Annotated in this window: 14 protein-coding genes and 3 tRNA genes; 8 read left to right on the forward strand and 9 right to left on the reverse strand. The window is 36.6% G+C overall.

From position 1 onward, the window contains the following. Positions 1-2: 2 nt before the first annotated feature. The 4 genes from ACPDHL_RS15000 to proS all read right to left on the reverse strand — a co-directional run bounded on the left by ACPDHL_RS15000 (position 3) and on the right by proS (position 1,823). A tRNA-Glu gene (locus ACPDHL_RS15000) sits at positions 3-74 on the reverse strand. Between the two features lie 26 nt (positions 75-100). Then, positions 101-172: transfer RNA gene (locus ACPDHL_RS15005), tRNA-Glu, on the reverse strand. Positions 173-198: 26 nt separating this feature from the next. After that, positions 199-270 (reverse strand) — tRNA-Glu (locus ACPDHL_RS15010). Between the two features lie 77 nt (positions 271-347). Then, entirely contained in the window at positions 348-1,823 is a 1,476-nt protein-coding gene (gene proS / locus ACPDHL_RS15015) for a proline--tRNA ligase (protein ID WP_430533556.1), read from the reverse strand. Positions 1,824-1,956: 133 nt separating this feature from the next. On the opposite strand from proS, the gene ACPDHL_RS15020 reads away from it, so the two are divergent. The 6 genes from ACPDHL_RS15020 (at position 1,957) to ACPDHL_RS15045 (ending at position 11,279) form a co-directional block, all read left to right on the forward strand. Continuing rightward, on the forward strand, positions 1,957-2,973 hold the full coding sequence (locus ACPDHL_RS15020) for a hypothetical protein (protein ID WP_430533557.1): 1,017 nt from the start codon (positions 1,957-1,959) through the stop codon (positions 2,971-2,973). Between the two features lie 26 nt (positions 2,974-2,999). Further along, positions 3,000-4,538: an OmpP1/FadL family transporter gene (locus ACPDHL_RS15025; protein ID WP_430533558.1), complete on the forward strand. Its 1,539-nt coding sequence runs from the start codon at positions 3,000-3,002 to the stop codon at positions 4,536-4,538. A 107-nt stretch (positions 4,539-4,645) separates the two neighbouring features. Then, positions 4,646-5,497, forward strand: coding sequence for a hypothetical protein (locus ACPDHL_RS15030; RefSeq protein WP_430533559.1), 852 nt, complete (start codon positions 4,646-4,648; stop codon positions 5,495-5,497). Positions 5,498-5,693: 196 nt separating this feature from the next. Then, positions 5,694-7,010: a 30S ribosomal protein S12 methylthiotransferase RimO gene (gene rimO / locus ACPDHL_RS15035; RefSeq protein ID WP_430533560.1), complete on the forward strand. Its 1,317-nt coding sequence runs from the start codon at positions 5,694-5,696 to the stop codon at positions 7,008-7,010. Between the two features lie 193 nt (positions 7,011-7,203). Next, positions 7,204-10,335 (forward strand): S41 family peptidase, encoded by a 3,132-nt coding sequence (locus tag ACPDHL_RS15040; RefSeq protein WP_430533561.1) that lies wholly within the window; start codon positions 7,204-7,206, stop codon positions 10,333-10,335. Between the two features lie 194 nt (positions 10,336-10,529). Beyond that, on the forward strand, positions 10,530-11,279 hold the full coding sequence (locus ACPDHL_RS15045) for a glycerophosphodiester phosphodiesterase (RefSeq protein WP_430533562.1): 750 nt from the start codon (positions 10,530-10,532) through the stop codon (positions 11,277-11,279). A gap of 100 nt (positions 11,280-11,379) precedes the next feature. Here the strand turns inward: ACPDHL_RS15045 and ACPDHL_RS15050 are convergent, their stop codons facing one another. Further along, a complete protein-coding gene (locus ACPDHL_RS15050) occupies positions 11,380-12,852 on the reverse strand; it encodes an SLC13 family permease (RefSeq protein ID WP_430533563.1) in 1,473 nt (490 codons plus the stop codon). 172 nt (positions 12,853-13,024) lie between these two features. Continuing rightward, positions 13,025-15,394 carry an outer membrane beta-barrel family protein gene (locus tag ACPDHL_RS15055; RefSeq protein ID WP_430533564.1) on the reverse strand — a complete coding sequence of 790 codons (2,370 nt, stop codon included), beginning with the start codon at positions 15,392-15,394 and terminating at the stop codon, positions 13,025-13,027. A gap of 124 nt (positions 15,395-15,518) precedes the next feature. Between ACPDHL_RS15055 and ACPDHL_RS15060 the strand changes: the two genes are divergently transcribed. After that, the gene (locus tag ACPDHL_RS15060; protein ID WP_430533565.1) at positions 15,519-16,847 is read left to right on the forward strand and encodes a sensor histidine kinase; all 1,329 of its coding nucleotides are present in this window, start codon (positions 15,519-15,521) and stop codon (positions 16,845-16,847) included. Continuing rightward, the gene (locus ACPDHL_RS15065; RefSeq protein WP_430533566.1) at positions 16,840-17,529 is read left to right on the forward strand and encodes a response regulator transcription factor; all 690 of its coding nucleotides are present in this window, start codon (positions 16,840-16,842) and stop codon (positions 17,527-17,529) included. Before ACPDHL_RS15060 ends, ACPDHL_RS15065 begins: the two co-directional genes overlap by 8 nt. Here the strand turns inward: ACPDHL_RS15065 and ACPDHL_RS15070 are convergent. The 3 genes from ACPDHL_RS15070 to ACPDHL_RS15080 all read right to left on the reverse strand — a co-directional run bounded on the left by ACPDHL_RS15070 (position 17,520) and on the right by ACPDHL_RS15080 (position 22,276). Then, positions 17,520-18,341, reverse strand: a complete 822-nt coding sequence (locus tag ACPDHL_RS15070; RefSeq protein ID WP_430533567.1) for a tetratricopeptide repeat protein — start codon at positions 18,339-18,341, stop codon at positions 17,520-17,522. The genes ACPDHL_RS15065 and ACPDHL_RS15070 overlap by 10 nt on opposite strands. After that, the gene (def, locus tag ACPDHL_RS15075) at positions 18,331-18,921 is read right to left on the reverse strand and encodes a peptide deformylase (RefSeq protein ID WP_430533568.1); all 591 of its coding nucleotides are present in this window, start codon (positions 18,919-18,921) and stop codon (positions 18,331-18,333) included. Before def ends, ACPDHL_RS15070 begins: the two co-directional genes overlap by 11 nt. 91 nt (positions 18,922-19,012) lie before the next feature. Continuing rightward, positions 19,013-22,276: an AsmA-like C-terminal region-containing protein gene (locus ACPDHL_RS15080; protein ID WP_430533569.1), complete on the reverse strand. Its 3,264-nt coding sequence runs from the start codon at positions 22,274-22,276 to the stop codon at positions 19,013-19,015. Positions 22,277-22,518: the final 242 nt, after the last annotated feature.

Consider the following 22,518-nt stretch of genomic DNA (forward strand, 5'->3'; position numbering starts at 1 on the left):
TGTAGTCCGTAGGGGAATCGAACCCCTGTTACCAGGATGAAAACCTGGCGTCCTAACCCCTAGACGAACGGACCAAATGCGTTAGTTTCGAAAGAACTTGTAGTCCGTAGGGGAATCGAACCCCTGTTACCAGGATGAAAACCTGGCGTCCTAACCCCTAGACGAACGGACCAAATGCGTTAGTTTCGAAAGAACTTGTAGTCCGTAGGGGAATCGAACCCCTGTTACCAGGATGAAAACCTGGCGTCCTAACCCCTAGACGAACGGACCATTTTGTTTATCTAACGCGGATGCAAAAGTACAATATATTTTTAAACCCGCAAGAGAAAAAACAAAAATTTTTATTTCTAATACGCTTTTGCGAATAACACGCGACCCTTCGAAGGTGCTCCTGTTAACACACAAAATCCGTCTTCCTCTTTTCTATCAATTGGAATACAACGAATTGTAGCTTTGGTTAAGTCTTTAATCTTCTCTTCCGTCTCCACAGTACCATCCCAATGTGCAGAAATAAATCCTCCTTTATTTTCTAACAATTCTTTAAACTCTTCAAAAGAGTTCGCTTCAGTAATATGTGAATCTCTATACGTTCTCGCTCTATCGTATAAACTCGTTTGAATTTCTTCTAACATGTCTTGTACATAAGTAACGATATTCTCCTTTGCAACGATTTCCTTGGTAAACGTATCGCGACGCGCAACCTCAAAGGTTCCGTTCTCTAAGTCTTTCGGACCAATAGCTATGCGCAAAGGCACTCCCTTTAACTCATACTCGTTGAACTTCCATCCTGGTTTAAACGTTGTGCGATCGTCGAACTTAAATGAGATATTTAATTTTTTGAATCGATCCGTTACTTTTTTCACTTCTTCACGAATTGCCTCTAATTGTTCATCGGTTTTGTGAATAGGCACAATTACTACTTGAATAGGCGCCAAATTTGGAGGTAATACTAATCCGCTATCATCCGAATGCGTCATAATCAACGCTCCCATTAATCGCGTACTCACTCCCCATGAGGTAGCCCATACATATTCTTGTTTTCCTTCTTGACTAGTAAACTTCACGTCAAATGCTTTAGCGAAATTTTGCCCTAAGAAATGCGATGTACCCGCTTGTAATGCTTTTCCATCTTGCATTAATGCTTCAATACAGTAGGTTTCAATTGCTCCAGCAAAACGTTCATTTTCCGTTTTAAATCCTTTTACCACTGGAATAGCCATAAAGTTTTCTGCAAAATCAGCATATACGTCTAACATTTGCTCTGCTTCTGCTATCGCTTCTTGTTTTGTCGCATGTGCTGTATGCCCTTCTTGCCATAAAAACTCTGCTGTTCTTAAGAACAAACGCGTTCTCATCTCCCAACGAACTACATTCGCCCATTGGTTGACTAAAATTGGCAAATCGCGATACGATTCAATCCACTTTCTATACGTATCCCAAATAATGGTTTCCGATGTAGGACGAACGATTAATTCTTCCTCTAACTTCGCATCTGGGTCTACTTCAATTGTTTTTCCGTCTTCTGCCGTTTTTAAACGGTAATGAGTCACTACTGCACATTCTTTTGCAAATCCATCCACGTGACTTGCCTCTTTACTAAAATAAGACTTGGGGATGAATAAGGGGAAATACGCGTTTTGATGTCCAGTTTCTTTGAACTTCTTGTCTAACTCTGCTTGCATTTTCTCCCAAATCGCATAGCCATATGGTTTAATAACCATACATCCTCGAACTCCCGAATTTTCGGCCAAATCAGCTTTTACAACAAGCTCATTGTACCATTTCGAATAGTCCTCACTTCTCTTAGTAATATTCTTGCTCATTTTTAATATATTAGCAGTTAAGTTGTTTAACTCTTAATTAACTATAATAATTCCACAAAAGTAACTAAATTTGTTTTTAACAACAATTAAAATACCATCGAAAATGACTACAATTCTTCAATTAACACGAAAGATGAGAAGAATCAGCCTTTTCTTACTTCTAGGAGGATTCGGGATTTCTTGTGGCTCTTATCAGAATGCGTCTTACAATCAAGATGGCATTTATGGTCAACGCACACAAGTCGATCCCTATACAGGTAATAATTCAGCTAATTACTACGAAAATTACTTCGCATCACTCAATCAGGATATGGACTATTTTACGGATGTAAATGCCTACAATTCGCCTGTAAATGACAGTATACTTAATAATCAACCGAATAGAGCTGTTAGTTATGGTTCATGGGGAACAGAACCTACAAGTATTCAGATCAACTATTACGACAACGGTTTCAGACCTTATTGGGGCTATGGCTATTATGATCCATTCTACGATCCGTATTACTACGGCGGTGGTTGGGGATTAAGCTTTGGTTTTGGATTTGGCTGGGGCGGTTATTATAGACCTTGGCACCACTACTATGGTGGTTATCCTTACTATGGTGGTGGATACTACTATCCTTACTACACAAGACCTTATTACGCACATTATGCGACTGGATCGAGATCGTCTTACAGTAGTAATTCAAGATCGTCTTACAATGGAAACAGTGTGAGAAATGCGAACTACTACTCGAGATCAAACGGTTCAAATGCCACTTCTAATTCGAATAGCTACTATTCGAGATCTACCTATCAAGGAACTCGTCCTACTTCTACAGGAAGTAACAGTTACTATTCCCGTGGCAACTCAGGTAGTACAACGAATGGAAGTTACTACAACAGTAGCAGACCAAGCTCATCAAACAACTACTATAGTCGATCCAACTCATCGAGTAATTACAACCGCGGAAATTCGTCAGGTACTTATAGTCGTTCGAACTCTTCAGGCAGCAATTATAGTCGATCAAACTCTTCGGGTAGTAGCTATAGTCGATCAAGTTCTTCAGGTAGCAACTATAGTCGATCAAGTTCTTCGGGTAGTTCAAGAAGTAGCTATAGTGGTGGAGGTGGAAGCAGCCGCAGCAGTAGTAGCTCTCGCAGTAGATAATTCTCTTAACTTATTTGAAACACATTATGTATATAAATAAATTTATTCTTGGAATAGGTGCATCTCTTCTAACAATAGGAGCCATACAAGCACAAGAAAATAATCCGTTAGACATTTCGAGATATTCTGATTCAGACATGAATGGTACAGCTCGATTCCGAGGGATGAGCGGTGCCTTTGGAGCTGTTGGAGGGGATTTATCTGCCTTAAAAATCAACCCAGCAGGAGGTGCAATTTTCAACTATAACCAAGCTACTTTTAGTTTATCCGTTGTCAATAAAAACAATAAAGTAGACTACATGAACCAAACCCAGTCTAAAAACTATACAGGGGTCGAAGTGGGACAAGTAGGTGCTATTTTCGTTTTTAACTCCAATAGTCCTTCTGCTTTTATGAAGAAATTCACGGTTGGATTTAACTATGAAAGCACAAAGAACTTAAACAACGATTATAATATGCTAGGAACAGGCCAAGGTACCTCACTTGGCGAATATTTTTACCAAGCTGCTGCTGCTAATAAAATCCCACATGCTATTCTAAACAGTAGTAATATTCATCAAGGTTATATGGATGCAGGATACTACGAGGGCTTCGCAGGCCAACAAGCGTTTTTAGGGTATGAAGGCTTTATCATCAATCCAGGAGAGAAAGACGGCGAATATACGCGTAACTACGGGAAGAACACCGACATCTATACACAAGGTAAATACGTAAGTTCAAGTGGTCACAACAGTAAATTCTCAGGCAACTTCTCTGCGCAACTAGGCGATCGCATATTTGTAGGAGGTAACTTGAATTTACACGTTTATGATTATACCCAAACTTCCCATGCAGTCGAACGAAATCATTCGAACTTGGATAAAGACATGATTGAGAGTATAGAGTTTTCCAACTACCTTTACACCTATGGTACTGGGTTCTCTCTTAACTTAGGGGTAATCGGACAGGTAACTGATCAATTGAGAGCTGGGGTAGCTTATGAATCACCTACCTGGTATAACTTACATGATGAATTGACACAAGGTGTACAAACCATGCGTTTTAACAATAAAGATGGACGCTCTATTTACCCTGATGTTGTTAATATTTACGAGCGTTACAAACTAAAAACACCGGCGAAATATACAGGAAGTTTGGCTTATATTTTCAATCAACGTGGATTAATCAGTGTAGATTACGGAATTAGAGATCACAAAGGTTCTACATTTAGACCTAAAAACGATCATACCTATAGTGCGTTGAATGAGTTTTATACAGCAGAAATGAAAGTAGCAAGTGAATTGCGTATTGGGGCAGAATATCGCGTAAAACAAGTTAGTTTTAGAGCAGGATATCGCTATGAAGAAAGCCCATATAAAAACATTAAATACTCTGGAGACCTCAACAGTTTCTCTGCCGGTATTGGGTATGAATTTGGCAATTCAAGATTGGATTTCGCCTATTCCCACTCTGCACGTGATTACAAAACAAGCCTCTTAGATTTGACAGTGAATAACCTCTATGACAACGGAACTTGGAAGATGAAAGAAAACTGGTTTAGTTTATCGTACAACATTAGTTTCTAATTAGATTAGAATTTTTAATACTATTAATCTCTTTAAGGATAAACTCTTAAAGAGATTTTTTTATTGTATTTTTGCATCAAATTTTAGAAACTAAAAAATTCAATCGAATGAAAGCCTTTTTAAAAATTATTGCTAGCGTATGCTTATTGGCAACTACAGTAGGATTTGCACAAGAGACAACCACTACGCCTTTGCGTTATACAGCCTCAAATAAAGGTAAATTTTATATATACTGGGGAGGAAATAGAGGATATTACACCAATTCAGACATCCGATTTAGAGGAGAAAACTACGACTTTACAATCAAAGATGTAAAAGCAGATGACAAACCAAAAGGATGGCACGTAGATTATATCAATCCCGGGCGTATGACGATTCCACAAACGAACTTGAGAATTGGATACTTTATTACCGATAAGTACAACATTTCCATTGGAGTAGATCATATGAAATATGTGATGCGTCAAAACCAAACGGTTAACTATACAGGAGAATACTATGGACAAGGAACCTATGGAGAGCAAGTTCCAGGACATCCTGACCAAGTACTATTAACAGAAGAGTTTTTGAAATTTGAACATACTGACGGGTTAAACTACTTAAACGTAGAGGTAAATCGCGTCGATGATATTTCCAAATTATTCAACATCTACAACACAGATAAAATTCAAATCAACGTAACAGAAGGTCTTGGTTTTGGTATTATCTACCCTAAAACAAATACAACCCTTTTAGGAAAAGAACGATACGATGAATTCCACGTGTCTGGATTAGGTTTCTCTGCAAAAGCGGGGTTAAACGTTACGTTCTTCAAACACTTCTTTGTTCAAGCAGAATTAAAAGGAGGATTTATCGATATGTATGATGTTCGCACAACAGCAAGTAAAAAAGACAAAGCTTTTCACAACTTCTGGTTTGGTGAAACAGTAATAGCATTTGGAGGTATTTTTAAATTGTAATACCACCCAAACAATCAAAATAACAAAGTGATAATCGTTCTGAGATTATCACTTTTTTTTGGTTCTACCACTTTTTTTCACCTGCTACTAAAACGGAATCATTTTAGATTACCACAACAGTTCTTATAATTCTCAAAAAGCTTCATCGCTATAAAGAAAAAAAATGTACTTTTGCAGTCCAATTTTTTTCAAACAAATGAGAACTAAATCTTTAAAAAAGAACAAGATAAACGTTGTAACATTGGGTTGTTCTAAAAACCTTTACGACAGTGAAGTGTTAATGGGACAATTAAAAGCTAGTGGTAAAGACGTTACGCATGAAGCAACGAATGACGAAGCAAATATTATTGTCATCAACACCTGTGGTTTTATTAACAATGCCAAAGCCGAATCGGTTAATACGATATTGGAATACGTAGATAAAAAAGAGCAAGGTATTGTAGACAAAGTATTCGTAACAGGTTGTTTATCTGAACGATACAAGCCAGATTTAGAAGCAGAAATCCCCAATGTAGATCAATACTTTGGAACAACGGATTTACCTCTTTTATTAAAAGCATTAGGTGCAGATTATAGACACGAACTTTTAGGTGAGCGTTTAACAACCACACCTAAAAACTATGCGTATTTGAAAATTGCAGAAGGATGTGACCGTCCTTGTAGCTTCTGTGCTATTCCAATCATGCGTGGAAAACACATCTCGCAACCTATTGAAAAATTGGTAAAAGAAGCTGAAGGTTTAGCTAAAAATGGCGTAAAAGAATTAATTCTGATCGCCCAAGATTTAACCTATTACGGATTAGACTTGTACAAAAAGAGAAACCTGGCAGAATTACTTGAAAATCTAACTAAAGTCGAAGGTATCGAATGGATTCGCTTACACTATGCTTTCCCTACAGGGTTTCCTATGGATGTATTAGAATTGATGAAGCGCGAGCCTAAAATCTGCAATTACATTGATATTCCCCTACAACATATTTCGGATAATATCTTGAAATCGATGCGACGTGGTACTACACAGGCAAAAACAACAAAATTGTTGAACGATTTCAGAGCAGCAGTTCCAGGAATGGCCATCCGAACAACTTTAATCGTTGGATATCCAGGAGAAACCGAAGAAGATTTCCAAATCCTAAAAAATTGGGTACAAGAAATGCGTTTTGAACGTTTGGGTTGTTTTACCTATTCTCATGAAGAAAATACACACGCTCATTCACTAGAAGACGATGTTCCACAAGAGGTAAAACAAGCACGAGCTAATGAGATTATGGAAGTGCAAGCACAAATCTCTTGGGAATTAAATCAAGAAAAAATTGGAAATACTTACCGTTGTATTATTGATAGAAAAGAAGGAAACCACTTCATTGGCCGTTCGGAGTTTGATAGCCCAGATGTAGACAACGAAGTTCTAATTGATGCTACTAAACACTACCTAAAAATTGGAGAATTTGCCAATATCACCATTGATGAAGCAACAGAGTTCGATTTGTACGGAAGTCCAGAAAATAAATAAAAAAACGCTGCCTTTTCAGGTAGCGTTTTTTTTATGGAGATGGGAGATAGTGAGTGGCCAAAATAAAATATAACCTTAATGAGATAAACCACACAAAAAGCAAAGAACAAAGAACAAACCACAAAAAACAAAGAGCAAAGAACAACTTGGGGGTTCTACAAAATAGTTTTAAGTTTAGAAAAAATATAGGATCATGATAAAACATACGATTACGCTTCTAACCTTAACGCTGACATCGATGTTGTGGGGGCAACAACGTGTTCATTTTACTTCTACCCCTTCGTTAAGTCCCGATGGAGCTACTGCTTACTTTAGTTTTGATAGTGATATTTGGCAAGTGTCAACACAAGGTGGAGAAGCGGTCCGTTTGACTGCCTTACCGGGAAATGAAACCAACCCCCGCGTATCACCCAATGGCAAATGGCTAGCTTTTAGTTCCGATCAATATGGCAATAAAGATATTTTCATTATGCCTTTGACAGGAGGACCTATTCGACAACTCACCTATCATCAAGCAACAGATGAAATGGAAAGCTGGAGTTGGGATAGCGAAACGCTCTACTTTACTAGTAATGCCTATAACAATTATGCTTCTTTCAAAATAAGTAAAGACGGTGGTACACCTACTCCACTATTTACAAACTACTTCAATAATACAAATGGATTAGTAGAAACTCCTACGGGAGAATACTTATTTACAAATTCAACAGAAAGTGCCAATCAGGTGACGCGTAAACGTTACAAAGGAGAGAATAATCCCGATATTTTGGGTTATAATCCAACGACACAAGCCTTTAAACAATATACCGATTACAACGGAAAAGACTTTAATGCCACAGTAGATCGCCAAGGTAAAATCTATTTTATTTCAGACGAAAACAACGGACACTATAACCTTTACACCTTCAAAAATGGGGTAAAAACAGCTTTAACAGCGTTTGATTCTTCGATTAAAAAACCCTTTGTATCCGCAGATGGAAGCAAAGTAATCTTTGAAAAAGATTATCAATTGATGGTATTTGATACCCAAACCACTCAAATCCGCCCACTTGACATCACATTAAACACCAATGCTGTTCTTACTAAGGAACAAACCTTTACTGTAGCAGACAACATCAGTTTCTTTTCGATTTCACCCGATGGAAAAAAGCTTGCTTTTATCAGTAGAGGAATTGTTTTTGTATCAGATATTGAAGGGAAATTTGTACAACCCATCACCGATGGTACAGAACGTGCGATGGAAGTTCAATGGCTTAAAGACAATGAAACGCTTATCTTTAGTCAAACCTATAAAGGGTATCAAAACTGGTTTACCCTTACTGCCAACGGCAAAGCAAAAGCAAAGCAGCTTACTTTTGATGCGCGAAATAATCGTGATCTAACGTTGAATGCAACGTTAACGCAAGCCGTCTACAGTAGCGGACGAGATGAAATCCGCTTACTTGATTTGAATACTTTGAGCACTGAAACGATTATCAAAGATGAAATATGGGCGTTCCAAAGTGCCCCACCTTCCTTTTCACCTGATGGTGCTTATGTGCTTTTTACGGCAAAACGCAACTTTGAAGATGATATTTTTCTTTACAACATCAAGAAAAAAGAAACGCTAAATTTAACTAATACTGGAGTTTCTGAAACGAATCCCACTTGGTCACCTTCTGGTAAATACATTTATTTTACCAGTGATCGCCTAAATCCTTCCTATCCTATGGGGATGCAAAATGCAAGTATTTATCGCCTTGCTTTAGATTGGTATGCTGATCCTTTCAAATCCGATCAATTTGATCAATTGTTTACGGAGATTAAAGAAGAAGAAAAAGAGAAAAGCAAGAATAAAAAAGATCAAAAAACAACATCAACACCTGTAGTTCAAATCAATACACAAGACCTACTGGAGCGCATAGAATTGGTCAGTGACAGATTTGGCAATCAACTAAGTCCAACTGTTTTTAAAGCGGATAAAAAAGAATACATTTATTACACCTCCAATCAAGAGAATGGAAAATATACGTTGTACCGAAAAATATATGAGCCTTTCGAAAAAGACAAAACAGAAAAGGTCTTTGATCAGTCCATGAGTTCACTACTTCGCAAAGACAAAAACATCTATGCATTAAGTGGTCATAACATCTACAAATTTGCCTTAGATAAAGGTACGCCAGAAAAGATTACTATCACCTATTCCTTTACTAAGAATCTTGCGGAAGAATTCAATCAAATGTTTGAAGAAACTTGGGCTGGTGTGGAAGAAAACTTTTATGACGAAACATTTCACGGGTTGGACTGGAAGAAAACCAAAGATTATTTTGCCTCTTTTGTTCCCTATGTAAACAATAGAAATGACCTTCGTATTTTACTCAATGATATGTTGGGTGAATTGGGATCTTCACATTTGGGTTTCACCTCAACAGGAGAAGAAGAAAAAACGAGACTGCAATACAATACGGTAGAGACGGGACTACTATTCTCTGAGGCTAATCCATTTGAAGTAGCGCGTATTTTACGCAAATCACCCGCTGCAACCAAAGCGATATCTCTACAAAAAGGAGATATCCTAACACATGTAAACGGAAACAAAGTCGATACGAAACACAACCGCGATGATTACTTTACGTTTGCCCATACACAGGAGGAAATTGAGCTGATCTTTTTGCGTGGTGCGAAAGAAATTAGCGTTAAACTACACCCAATTTCTTTTACTGCACAAAAAAACCTCTTGTACGATGAATGGATTCACCACAACAAAAAACGCGTAAACGAATGGAGTGATAATCGAATTGCCTATAGCTACATGAAAAACATGGGATCAACAGAATTGGAGCAATTCTTATTGGATATGGTGGAACAAGAGCATCACAAAGAAGGAGTTATTTTAGACCTTCGTTTTAATACGGGAGGAAATGTACACGATAAAGTATTAAACTTCTTAGCACAACGCCCTTACCTCCAATGGAAGTATAGAGAAGGTAAACTAACCATGCAAAGCAATTTTAGTCCAAGTGGAAAACCAATTGTATTGCTCATTAACGAGTTTTCACTAAGCGATGCCGAAATGACGGCTGCTGGTTTCAAAGCCTTAAAATTGGGTAAAATCATTGGACAAGAAACCTATCGTTGGATCATTTTCACCTCAGGTAAATCCTTAGTCGATAACTCTTTTTATCGCCTACCCTCTTGGGGGACCTATACATTAGAAGGAGATAATCTCGAAAAAACAGGAGTTGCTCCTGATATTTATGTTAAAAATACCTTTATGCACCGCTTACTTGATGAAGATCCTCAGTTAGAACGCGCTGTAAAAGAGATACTCAACGATTTACACTAACAAATAAATAAGTAAGGCGAACTTTTTTCTAAAAAAGTTCGCTTTTTTATTCAATTGTCACTACCTTAAACCTAAAGTTTTGATTTATTCCTATGGAAAGACTTTGCCTTTTAGTTACAGTATGATAATGTGTAGGTAATCACTTTCCTGTATAATTTATTCACTTTTGCTTTTCACTAATCAATACCTTGAATATGAAATTAAGCTTGCCTTTTTTATCCTTACTCTGTACCGTAATCACCTCAACAACCATTGCTCAAGAATCAAAAACGTTGCGCATTGGACATCGAGGTGCCATGGGGCATATTACCGAAAATACAGTTGAATCAGTTGTAAAAGCCATTGATTTGCATTGTGATATGATTGAGATTGATGTGTACAAGATAAAAAGTGGAGAACTTGTTGTTTTTCACGATGATACTCTCGATCGAGTAACCAATGCTAAAGGCGATATTGAGAGCTATACACTAGATGAATTAGAAGATGTTTTAGTTGGAGGCAAATATAAAATCCCAACCTTAGAAGAAGTTATTGATGTTATAGGACGAAAATCCGTACTGAATATTGAATTAAAAGGAAGTAATACTGCAGTAGACACCCATCGAATCATTCTCAACTTCATAGATAGAGGTTGGACGTATACAGATTTCATTCTTTCCAGTTTTAAATGGGATGAATTGAAAATTGCCTATGATCTCGATGCATCCCTTCCCCTAGCTGTGTTAACGGAAAAGAAGCCTGAAGATGCCATTGAATTTGCTTTGAGTATCCAAGCGAAAGCCATTAATCCGTATCACAAAATGCTCAACGAAGAGAATACGGCTTTAATTAAAAAAGAGAAACTAAAAATCTACCCTTGGACGGTCAATCATCTCAAAGATATTGAGCGCATGAAAAAACTGAAGGTAGATGGAATCATTACTAATTTTCCTGAACGAATTTAATAACGAAGTTTTTATACAAAAAAAGGCAGTTGGGTTTTCACCCAATTGCCTTTTTTTGTAGTTATAAAGAGCTGAAATCTGACAGTCAACTAAGTTATCTCTACTTCAAATACTCAAAAAAGCTTGTAAATTCTTGTAAGAAAAGTACCCATAAAATAATAACAATTGTTCCGACAAAAGCACCAAACATTCCACCTAATCGAAAATCTTTTTGTTTGAGCATTCCCGTACCGAAAACAATAGCATTGGGTGGTGTAGAAACAGGTAAAAACAATCCACATGAAGCACAAAGTCCCACAACGAGTCCTACAGGTAATAATTGATCTACTGGTAATACAATAGCCGCAATATTGATTAAAATCGTAGCCGTTGCTGTACTGCTCATGATATTAGAAAACAAAACCGTAATTACTGCAAACACAATCATCATCACCACAACATTAAACTCGGCACCTTCTAAAAACTGCGAATAGTAAGGCGCTAATAACTCTTTGATTGCGATACCCAATGACAATCCTCCAGCAACTAGCATTAACGTATCCCAAGGCAGTTTTCGAACATCTTCTGCAGTAATGATTCCCAACATAGGCAAGAACATAATAGGCACCATAGCTGCTCCAGCAGTCGGAATATGATATTTCGTTCCAAACATCCACATACCAACAGTTACAACTAGAATGATTATAACAGCCAGACGCTGTAAACGTAAACTGTTCGTCATTTCTAGCGCCTTATTAACAAAGGAAACATCGAGTCCTTCGACTTTAGACGTGTATTTTTTCACCACTGCCCACCAAAATCCAGCTAACAGAATCACGGCGGGAACGAGTCCTAAAAACAGCCATTGTGTAAAATTTACGGAATAGCCTTTCGTTTTTAAAACATCGACAACGATTAAGTTAGGCGGTGTAGAAACCATACTGATCATCCCCGCAAAAGTTGCTGCAGCAGGAATACTAATCAGAATAGCTTTCGACATAGGCGAGTCTTTTCCTTCTCTTTCAATTAACGGCATTACCGAAGCTAAAATCATCGCTGCTGTTGCCGTATTAGATATAATAAGAGATAATACAGAGGTCACTATAATAATCCCCAGTACTAATTTATTGGGATTTGAACCAAATATGGCAATAGTCTTTTTAAATAAGGACAAGTCTAAATTTGTCTTTCGCATACCCTCACTGAGGAAAAATCCCCCTAAGAAGATCCAAATTACACTATCTGACCATGTAGAAGAAATTTCTTGAGGCGAAATCGTAGCTCCTTCTATATTTCCCATGGTATAGACCAAAAAACCGATGATCATAATCCCCACTGCAAAAGGCGGAATGGCCTCAGTTGCCCACAATAAAATAGAAAATATCAGAATAAAAAAGGTATATTTTTGCGCTTCAGAAAAAACATCTGGTGTCAAAAAACAAGTACCTAAAAAGGCAATTGCCAAAGAAAAGAAGAAAATACCAACACGTGTTTTGATATTCCACACATTCCAAGAAGCCTCAATCAACAATTCACTATAAAAGCGAATACCTGTTCGTATTTTACGAATCTGGTCAAAATAATCAAATTCCATAGCTATCAATTTACCCCACAAAGCTACGAAATAACTAACTGAAATTTATTTTAACAATTATATAAAAAATTACCTTCCTATTTCTCTTAAATCCTCCTATAATTACCATAAACAAATCCAATACAAAAAGGAAAGTCTGTATTGACTTTCCTTTTTGTATTGGAGCTTGACCTTATAAGCGGTCCTTTTCTGACATGTCTACTTGCCTATTATTGTGCTTTACTTTCTGATTGCCAAAATTATAGCTTATCCCAATTCCGATCCCTTGGGTATCCATATAATCTTTGAAATAATTGTATTGATTCGCATATTGCGTTTTAATTACCTGTCTATCGCTTCCAAAAATATTGTAGACGTATAAATTAGCAGTCCATTTTTTTTGATTGAATGTTCGACTCATAATAAAATCTGTGCGTTGATACCCGCTAATTGTAAAAGATCCCTGTACAGTAGGGGTATAAAAATTATACGTCAACATGGCTTTCCAGTTGTTGTCTTTATCCAAATTTACGGTCGTTGTCCCTCGTCCGCCAAAAATAAAGGCATCATTTTTATGTATGCGTTGATCTACGCCATAAAAATAATCCTCTTGATGCTGGAGGTATAAAAACGTATTTACAGACCAACGGGGTAAAATTTGATAGGAGTAATTTACAATCATACCCGCTAATTGTCTTTTGTCAATATTCGTATAATGATAAATCAACATATTGGTTTCATCTTCTTGATAGGAGATTTCCATTGACGGATTACGCTCTCGGTTGTAAAAAAACTCTACATTCAACTCATTAAAGGCGTAGTTCAAACTAAAATTATGACTAATTTCTGCTTTCAAATCAGCATCTCCCTGGAAATACGAGAACAAATTATAGTAGCTCTTTGCGGGATTCATCCAAGAATAAGAAGGTCGGTCAATTCGCTTGCTATAGGAAAAACTCAATTGCTGTTGATCCGTGAGATCGTATTTCAAATAAGCCGTAGGAAACACCTTGAAATACGATTGATCCTTACTTCCTATGCCTGTGCTTCGGGTTTGAATTCCTGTATATTCTCCTCTAACACCTACTTTTGCTTGCCACTTCTTCCATTGTTTGGTATACGAAGCATACCCCGCCCAATTGATTTCCTGATAATCATAAGTATTGCTTTTTTCCGCATTGTAGTGAGTCATTCCTTCTTGTTGATCAAAAAAATCCAACAAATAAGAAGCTTTCACTATACTGTATTTGCCTCCTACTTCAACTTTTGAATGTTCGTTATCTACGGAATAATCGAGTCCGGAAACGGCTAATCGCGTACGTTGGTTGTTGTCTGTAGCAAAGAATTGCTCTGATCGTGGCTGATCTTTAAAATTTAGTTTGGTCAATACCGCTTGATCCTCCTTTTGATTTTCATAGGTAAAATAAGAGGACCACAATAATTTTCGCGAAGGATTAAACATTTTTTCAACCAGAAAATAACCAGTATAGGTATCCATATGGGCTTGTCTATTGTTAAAAGTGGTATAGGTAGATTCTACAATATCTTGTGGATTATAAATCGAAGTAGGGATGGCATAACGCCCTTTGCTACGTTCATTGATGTAACCATCCCCTCCCATAGTAAACGTCAAAGTGCTATCAATTTTCACATCCATTTCAACACCAAAATTATGTTGTCCTTTGATGTGATTTTTACGCGTCATCACACTGCTCCATCGTTCGCCATTTTGATAATAAACATTATCTTCATTGTATCGCACACCTGTTCCATTTCCAAACGAATAATTCCCTGATACATTAATTTTTTCTCCTGAATACATCTGTTGTGTAGCGATAGTATTCATTGCATAAGTCGTTTGTTTGAATCGATTAGATAAGCTTCCCTTATATCCAAGTAAATTATTTTTTTTTAGCTTAATATTGAGTACAGCATTTCCTTGTGCTTCATATTTAGCAGGGGGATTAGTGATTACTTCAACTGCCTCTACTTGGGTGCCTTCGGTTGCTTCTAACATTGTTTTCAATTGTTCCCCTGTCAACATAACTTTGCGATCATTGATCGTAACCAAAATACTTTGACTCCCTCTGATACTCAGATTATCTCCTGTTGCATTGATTCCTGGTGTTTGTTTAACAATATCCCACGCATTTGAGGTGGCCAAAGGCGTATCCTGTACATTAAAAACTAGACGATCAATTTCGCGTTTAATCGTTGGACGTTTTGCTTGAACCACTACTTCATCTAAAAGAACGGAATCTTCAACCAATGTCAGAACAGAAGGAATCCCCTCATTCACAACAATCACTTGAGATCGATATCCGATGTATTGAAACGTTATTGTACTAAATTTCTCATTTGAATCAATTTGATATTCTCCTTGTTCATTCGTGTAAAACGAAGAGACAACCGTTCCATTTTCATCTTGTAGCACAACCGTTACAAACGGCAATCCTTCTTGTTTTTCACCTATCACTCTTCCCGTTGCAGTAAAATCTGTTGTTTGTGCCTGTACTAAAACAGTCATCAACAATAAAATCAACATAATAATTAGACGTACCATACTTTTCCTTATTTGAAGCAAAGGTGTTATAAAGTAAATTTGAAACGGGTTAACGAACGGTTAATGAACGGTTAACGCAAAATACAACGAGTAATATCCATTAATTTAAGCTAATTTTGCACCTATGAAGTATTCAAAGCCAAAGTATTATCTCATTGCCTTTAGTGTATTCTATCTTCTTTTGATTGGGATAATGACGTTCTATTTTCTTCAAGTACTCGCATTAAAAAAGAAAGAAATTAACACGATTGCTCACAACAAATTAGACGCGTTGGAAAGCGTGCTTGCTTTTGATAAAAAAGCAAAGAAAAAAGACAATGTACTGTATCAAGCTGTTATAGATTTACTGTACAAAAAGGCAACTGTAGCAGAAATTAAAGCTAAGAATGAAGATTTTTTCTACCAAACAAATCTCGATGCTTCTCAAAAAATAGATAGTGCTTTTCAAAACTTGGGATATGAAGTGGCCTATCGCGTAGACTTGACTCATGTAATTCTCAATACAACCAAAGAAAATGTATTACCAGAACCAGTAACCATTTTAGAAACACAGAAAAAAATAACGGAAGCTAGCCGTATTAACACATCTCAATGGGAAGTAGAAGAATCGAGCAAGCATACAAATGAGGAAGACTGTGCAGATTGCCCTGAAGACTACAACAATCATTTTACGGTTAATCAAGAAAAATACATTCAAGTACTCAATTTTTACAGCGTAGCCTTCCGCGATTTATTTCCACTACTAATGGGTTCTTTTCTCATTTGTACGTTTATTTTGGTTTTGTATTTTATTACTTATAAGACCATCAAAAAGAAAGAACAAGAAGTGTTGACCCTACACAATATGGTAGACAATGTATCCCATGAATTCAAATTGCCCATTGCAACGCTGAAATACGGTTGTAATAACCTGCAACAGGAATACAACTCCCCTACGGTAGAATTGATTCAACGTCAATTGAGCCGTTTAGAACGCTTACAAAATCAATTAGGAGGCTTTGTGTCGTTTACAGATCAAATGTTTTGTAAGCACCATCTAACGCAACTTATCGCTGACTTAGAGCCCAAAAATCCCAATATTCAATTTACAGTACATTGGGAAGTAGCTGACGTATTAGATTTCCCTCAAACAGAAATAGAAACAATCTTGTTGAATCTCATCGAAAATGGAATAAAATACGGAGGTACAACAATTAGTTGCACAGTAAAAAACGAAAAAAATCAGCTCTGTATTCAAGTTTCTGATAATGGTATAGGGATTGAAAAAGGAGAGCAAAATCTTATTTTTCGCAAATTTTATCGCATCAGACAACACAACATACACAATACCTTAGGCTTGGGAATTGGTTTGTATCAAGTCAAACAAATTGTCACAAATCGAAAAGGCAGTATTCACTTAACAAGTAAACTAACGGACGGAACTACTTTCACAATTCTTTTACCTTATGTATAACATTCTCCTCGTTGAAGATGACCTTGATTATGGCACTGTAGTCAAACAGTATTTAGAATTCAGTGGCTTTCAGGTCACATGGACACCGCGTGCAGCAGAAGTAAATACGCTAATTATACAACAAGCTTTTGATCTGGCTATTTTAGATATTATGCTACCCGTTAAAGATGGGTTTACGTTGGCAAAAGAGATTCATCAGAACCACCCACAAATTCCCTTTCTTTTTCTAACGGCTAAAAATCAAAATATCGATCGTTTATTAGGTTTAAAGTTAGGTGCTGCGGATTATATTTCAAAAACATGCGATCCAGAGGAGTTAAAACTGCGTATTGACAATATTCTTCGCTATACACAAACGAAGACCTATCAAACCTATCAGCTGGGAATTTTTACATTTACGCCCAATCTGTTGCGTTTAGAGCATACAAAAAAAAAATATCAATTAACGGAACGCGAAAGAGATTTGCTTTTACTTTTCATTCAACATGATCGATCTATTCTAGAACGAGAAGTCATTCTAAATCAACTGTGGCAATCTGCTGATTATTTTAGTGGGCGAAGTTTGGACGTTTTTGTCACGCGTTTACGCAAGTATTTATCTGATGATGATGCGATCCAGATTAACAGCATCCGTGGTGTAGGGTTCAAAGTTGATTTAGCCCGTCAAACACCTCAATCATAAATAAACTGTTGTAAAAAGTCTGCTTTGAGTATCTCTTTATTTTGAATTTGCTCTAGTGCTTGTTGGCTTTCAATTTTCCATTTTTCCTCCTGTGTTTGCTTATATAATTCATAGGTGGTAAGGGCATAATTAGCAAGGTAATCCGAAGTTGTGCCAAAGTGTGCTTTGCTCTTTTCGAAAAACTCAATCGCCTTATCGTATTGCGTATTCATTCGCAAGAGAATCGCCTTAATCAGATAAATCTCTTGCTCTCTTTCTAGAGTTAAACCTCCCGTGCTTTTGTATTTTGCCAATGTGCGATCCGTATTTACCAATCCCTCTACAAGATCACCAATTGATGTTGCCGTTAAACTCAATCCGTAATATCCCTCAGGACGATCAGGAAAATACTGCTTAATTTCTTGGTATTTTTTTCGCGCTAACCCCACATTACCCACGCGCAATGCTGATTCCGCTAAGGCGATTTTAAAAGGCATCTGAGGTTGAGTCGCTAGACTATCTGCATAGTAGAGATAGGTATAAGCAGCATCGTCTTTGTCTTGTTTGGTCAAAGCGACTCCTGTATAGTAGTAGGCATCGCATAAAGTTTTATCCTGTTGGATAATCTGGAAAAATATTCGGCCTGCTGTATTATAATACGTTGTTTTTTGCAAAGCAGAAAAACCCGTTTCATACAACGTTATAATTTCTTTATTGTCTGTTGGACAGGCTAATTCTTCAATTGAATAAGACACATCTACTTGTGCCAAACAGGGTATTCCCCCTCCCAGTATCCCTGCAAGAAATAAAAATTTATACCCCTTAAACTTCATAAACCAATGGCGTTTCTATTGTAGCATCGGTATACTGGCGTTGTGCCTGCTCTTGTATCCGATCCGTAAATAATACTCCATTGAGATGATCGTATTCATGTTGCATAATTACAGCAGTATATCCTTCAACAACTTCTTGGTATTGATTGCCTTCTAAATCAAAATAAAGAATCTGAATTGCTAAACTTCGGTATACCTTATCATAGCGATCTTCAATAGACAAACAGCCCTCTTCCCCCTGCTGCAACAAAGAAGAATACCAAACAATTTGAGGATTAATAAAAAATTCGAAAGGCTCATTCGCCTTATCAAAACGCTTGACTAAAAATAAATTGCGATTTAAACCCACCTGAGGAGCAGCTATACCAACACCTGCACGATCACCATCAGTAACCGTTTTATATAGGCGTGCAATCAATAGCTGTACGTTAGGATCTTGTGGATTAATTTCACTACAATTCGCTTGAAGTACACGCAACTCCTCAGGCACTGTATTTTGGTACACATATAGAGGGCCTGCCGAATCGCCTTGTGAAAGTATGGTTAATTCTTCTGCTGTTAATAATGGGATGGTTATCATAGGTTTCTATTTCAAAATCAAAAAGTAAAAGTACTATTTCTCTCGTTAGCAAAAAAAATAAAAGCCAGAGATTAATCTCTAGCTTTTATTTTTATGCCGCTGGTTCAGCTATATTTTCATTAGCAACAGGGGTTGTTGTTTCTGTTTCCTCTTCTACTCTAGTTCCTTCCTCTGGTGTTATTCCATTTTCAATTCCTCCTTCTGGTTGTTCATCCTCATCATCGTCATCATCGTCTGTTGGTCTTCCCAATACTTCACTGGGTTTATAACGTCCTAATTTAATTTTAAAATCCTCAGAATTCCCTTGAATTTTCATTGGAATACCAATAATTCCCATAGGAGGTAAGCCTAATCGCAATCCGATATTCATTTCTCCATCCAAACTGACTTGTCCTTCAAATCTCGGTCTAAACCCAGCCATTTTCATACGCGTACGCTCAATGGTCATTACATTATCCTTGATCGTCGTTTTGATTTCAACGTCTTTTGCTTTGCCTTCTTCTAGTGACTTCGTATTTGTTTCTTTGGCAATGGCACCAAGTAGATTAAATCCTTTAAATTCAATATTCTCCAGCGTTAAAGATCCACCTCCAACTAAAGAGCGGAAAACGGGAAACATATTCTTATCTAAATCTCCTTTTAGTTGATAATCCAATGAAACCTGTCCATGAGCATCTTTGGCCATACTCACCATTTCTCTAAATAGCGTAATTTCTTTATACGCACGTTGAATATCAAAATCCGACGCTTGAATAGCATAGTCAAATTTCGCTTTTCTAAATCCTGTAGGCTCATAGGTCCCTATCATACTTACTTTGGTTCCTATCAAACCAAAATTAGTTTTCTGAAGATCAATTTTTCCTGCATTAACGGCTAAACTACCTGTAAAATCCTCTACGTTATATTCAGAATATTTGATTTTTTGAGCCGTAGCATCAAAGAGAATATTTAAATTTTTAGGCACTTGAACAACACCAGTTCCTGAAGAGGAAACTGTTGCTGTTTTAGTAGCTGATCCTTTTGAATCGAACATCATGAATTCATCTACATTAAAATACGGACTTTCAAAGGTAAATTTTCCTTTCAGTGTATCCTCTTTCAGCATGTAATCTATAACATTTGTCAAATACCCTTTCATGTTAATTTCCGATGTTCCATACGTCGCTACAAATTTTTCAAAGCCCATTTTTTCTTTAAAAAACCGGAATACTCCTTTCTTAATATGCAAAGGATAAGGGAACATATCAGAGTGAATTCTAATGTTGTCTACCTCGAATTTCCCTCCATTTTTCAACTTGTCAAAATCGCCTTTTAAAGCATCACTTTGCAATCCTTTCAAGAATAAACTCGTAATAATTCTACCGTGAACATCAATACCGTCTATTTTAAATATCTTGTAAATATCCCCAATATTAATGGTTCCCTTGGATGTAATATTATAGTTTAAATTATTTAGATTGTATAAGCTCGCGGCCAATTGGAATGGCTCTTTTGCAATTTTAAAGTTAATAGGCAAGACCTCTATTGAAAGATCATTGATTGAACCCCGTGAGCTCTTAATGATCGTATGAATTTGAATATCCTCAATTGGCAATTCTGGCAATCGCTTTAATTGTACATAACCATTATTCAATTTTACTTCAGTATTCACAACAGGAAAACGCTTGCGATTTGGTTCATAACTTCCCTTAACCGTTCCATCTATCATGAAATTTCCTCTCAACACCGCCTCGTCAAATGGAATAAACTCTTTGATATTCTCAAAATCAATATTCGCTTCTATGCGAGCATCAACATCATAGGTTTTTAAATTATTTACTGCTACATGGCCTTTGACAAAATTATCCATGGCCAAAAGGTTCAAATTATCAATTCGGAATTTAATATCTTCTATTTTATTCGTTGGTCCATCTGCCTTCGCATCAAAGCTAATTTCTTTTAAGGCTTGTGGTAAACTTTCCAGTTTAAAATAACCATTACGAATCATTCCTTCTACTTCAAAAGTGGGAATACTCGTGATAACCGTATCTCTTCTTACTTTTCGCAACGTTCTTGTTTCTACAATTCCCTTTGCATATTGACCGTCTATCTTTCCTTTTACTTGCAAATCTCCTTTTACATCCACACCTGTAAATCCTACGGCTTTTTGAATCAGATCTAAATCTAAATCCAACGCAATTATACTTTGTATTGTCGGTGTATCAAAACCTGTTGTGTGAAGACTAATATCACTTTTTCGTCCAGCAACACTAAAAGCAAGTTGATCGATAATCACTTCACTTTGTTCTAAATCTAAAGAAGGCATTTTAAATTGAAATTTCAATGCCAAATCTTGAATTGGATCCAATACCTCTCCGTGTTGGATGCGTCCATTATCAATCGCTAAATCTAGGTTAATCGACGGCATAATCGTATCTAAAGCTAAGAACTGGCCTTCTAACTTAAACTTACCATCTACTATCCCATCAAACTTCGTTTGATCCAACCAAGATTGATACTCAGGTGGAACTAAAGAGAGTAATTCATTTAAGCTCGCTTTCTCCGTATTAATATCAAACAACATATCATATCCATTCTCAATGAATCCAAAACGTCCAATAAAACTTACTAACAAATCCTTGATTTTGACATTGTTCTTTTGGAATTCAAAAGTCAATGATTTAGTGTCTATCAACGTTTCTAAATCCGCTAATAGGGGCTTGTCTTTGACATAAAAAACATTGTCAAAACTAAAGTCAAAAGAGCGAACGCGTATCTTACTTTTTAGTTGAAATACCGCTTCACTCATATTACCACTCCCTAAATAATCGAAGTTAATTGCATTGAAATGTAGGTTTCCCGCTTCATCGCAATAACGGATGCTCGCATTCCGAATTTCCAATTGATCAATCTGCAAATCAAATCCTTTATCATCTTCTTGCGTATCATCAGTTGCCTTGACAACGAAGTAGTTCGCTTCTCCCTTTTCATTAACCAACAAGTCAACAACAGGTGAATCAATGAAAAGACGATTAAAACTTATTTTAGAATCCAACAGACTCATCATATTAATACCCAAGCCTAATTCTTTTGCTTGTAATAAATGCATAGGTTGTAGAGAATCTACTTGTACTCCTTCAACACTTGGATTAATAACAGTAGCTGTTAGATAAGGAAAATTTTTATAAAAAGATACATTAATATCGTCAAAAGCGACTTCTCCTTCAATGGATTCCGCTAATAGCTTTTTAATCTCCTCATTAATAGAATCTTTAAAAAACACAGGTAACACAAACAGTAAACCTAAAATAAAAACCACTAATACCCCTAAAGCAATAGCGATCCGCTTGACAACTTTTTTTCCTGAAAAACTCATACTGATGAACTATACAAATTGCGTAGAAACAAAACAAATTATTTCACAAATTATAATGCAAAAGTAAAACATCTTCTCCCTATAAAAAATTAAAACATATTTTTTTTAGAAAAGAGATACTTTTAAGATACTAATGAGATATAAAATAAGCCAAAAGAGAAATGGGAAATGAGAGAAGGGAAATGAGAAATGCGTGAAATTTTCAATACAAAGAAGATGTTCTCTTTAATTGCGTGATTTGT

Origin of the sequence: Myroides sp. C15-4 (assembly GCF_050522745.1) — a bacterium.
Classification (GTDB): domain Bacteria; phylum Bacteroidota; class Bacteroidia; order Flavobacteriales; family Flavobacteriaceae; genus Flavobacterium.

Excerpts from the sequence above, each read along its gene's own strand:
- ACPDHL_RS15050 (WP_430533563.1), bottom strand. The coding sequence starts at position 12,852 with ATGGAATTTGATTATTTTGACCAGATTCGTAAAATACGAACAGGTATT.
- ACPDHL_RS15045 (WP_430533562.1), top strand. The coding sequence starts at position 10,530 with ATGAAATTAAGCTTGCCTTTTTTATCCTTACTCTGTACCGTAATCACC.
- ACPDHL_RS15030 (WP_430533559.1), top strand. The coding sequence starts at position 4,646 with ATGAAAGCCTTTTTAAAAATTATTGCTAGCGTATGCTTATTGGCAACT.
- def (WP_430533568.1), bottom strand. The coding sequence starts at position 18,921 with ATGATAACCATCCCATTATTAACAGCAGAAGAATTAACCATACTTTCA.
- rimO (WP_430533560.1), top strand. The coding sequence starts at position 5,694 with ATGAGAACTAAATCTTTAAAAAAGAACAAGATAAACGTTGTAACATTG.
- ACPDHL_RS15040 (WP_430533561.1), top strand. The coding sequence starts at position 7,204 with ATGATAAAACATACGATTACGCTTCTAACCTTAACGCTGACATCGATG.
- proS (WP_430533556.1), bottom strand. The coding sequence starts at position 1,823 with ATGAGCAAGAATATTACTAAGAGAAGTGAGGACTATTCGAAATGGTAC.
- ACPDHL_RS15025 (WP_430533558.1), top strand. The coding sequence starts at position 3,000 with ATGTATATAAATAAATTTATTCTTGGAATAGGTGCATCTCTTCTAACA.
- ACPDHL_RS15060 (WP_430533565.1), top strand. The coding sequence starts at position 15,519 with ATGAAGTATTCAAAGCCAAAGTATTATCTCATTGCCTTTAGTGTATTC.
- ACPDHL_RS15070 (WP_430533567.1), bottom strand. The coding sequence starts at position 18,341 with ATGAAGTTTAAGGGGTATAAATTTTTATTTCTTGCAGGGATACTGGGA.
- ACPDHL_RS15065 (WP_430533566.1), top strand. The coding sequence starts at position 16,840 with ATGTATAACATTCTCCTCGTTGAAGATGACCTTGATTATGGCACTGTA.
- ACPDHL_RS15020 (WP_430533557.1), top strand. The coding sequence starts at position 1,957 with ATGAGAAGAATCAGCCTTTTCTTACTTCTAGGAGGATTCGGGATTTCT.
- ACPDHL_RS15055 (WP_430533564.1), bottom strand. The coding sequence starts at position 15,394 with ATGGTACGTCTAATTATTATGTTGATTTTATTGTTGATGACTGTTTTA.
- ACPDHL_RS15080 (WP_430533569.1), bottom strand. The coding sequence starts at position 22,276 with ATGAGTTTTTCAGGAAAAAAAGTTGTCAAGCGGATCGCTATTGCTTTA.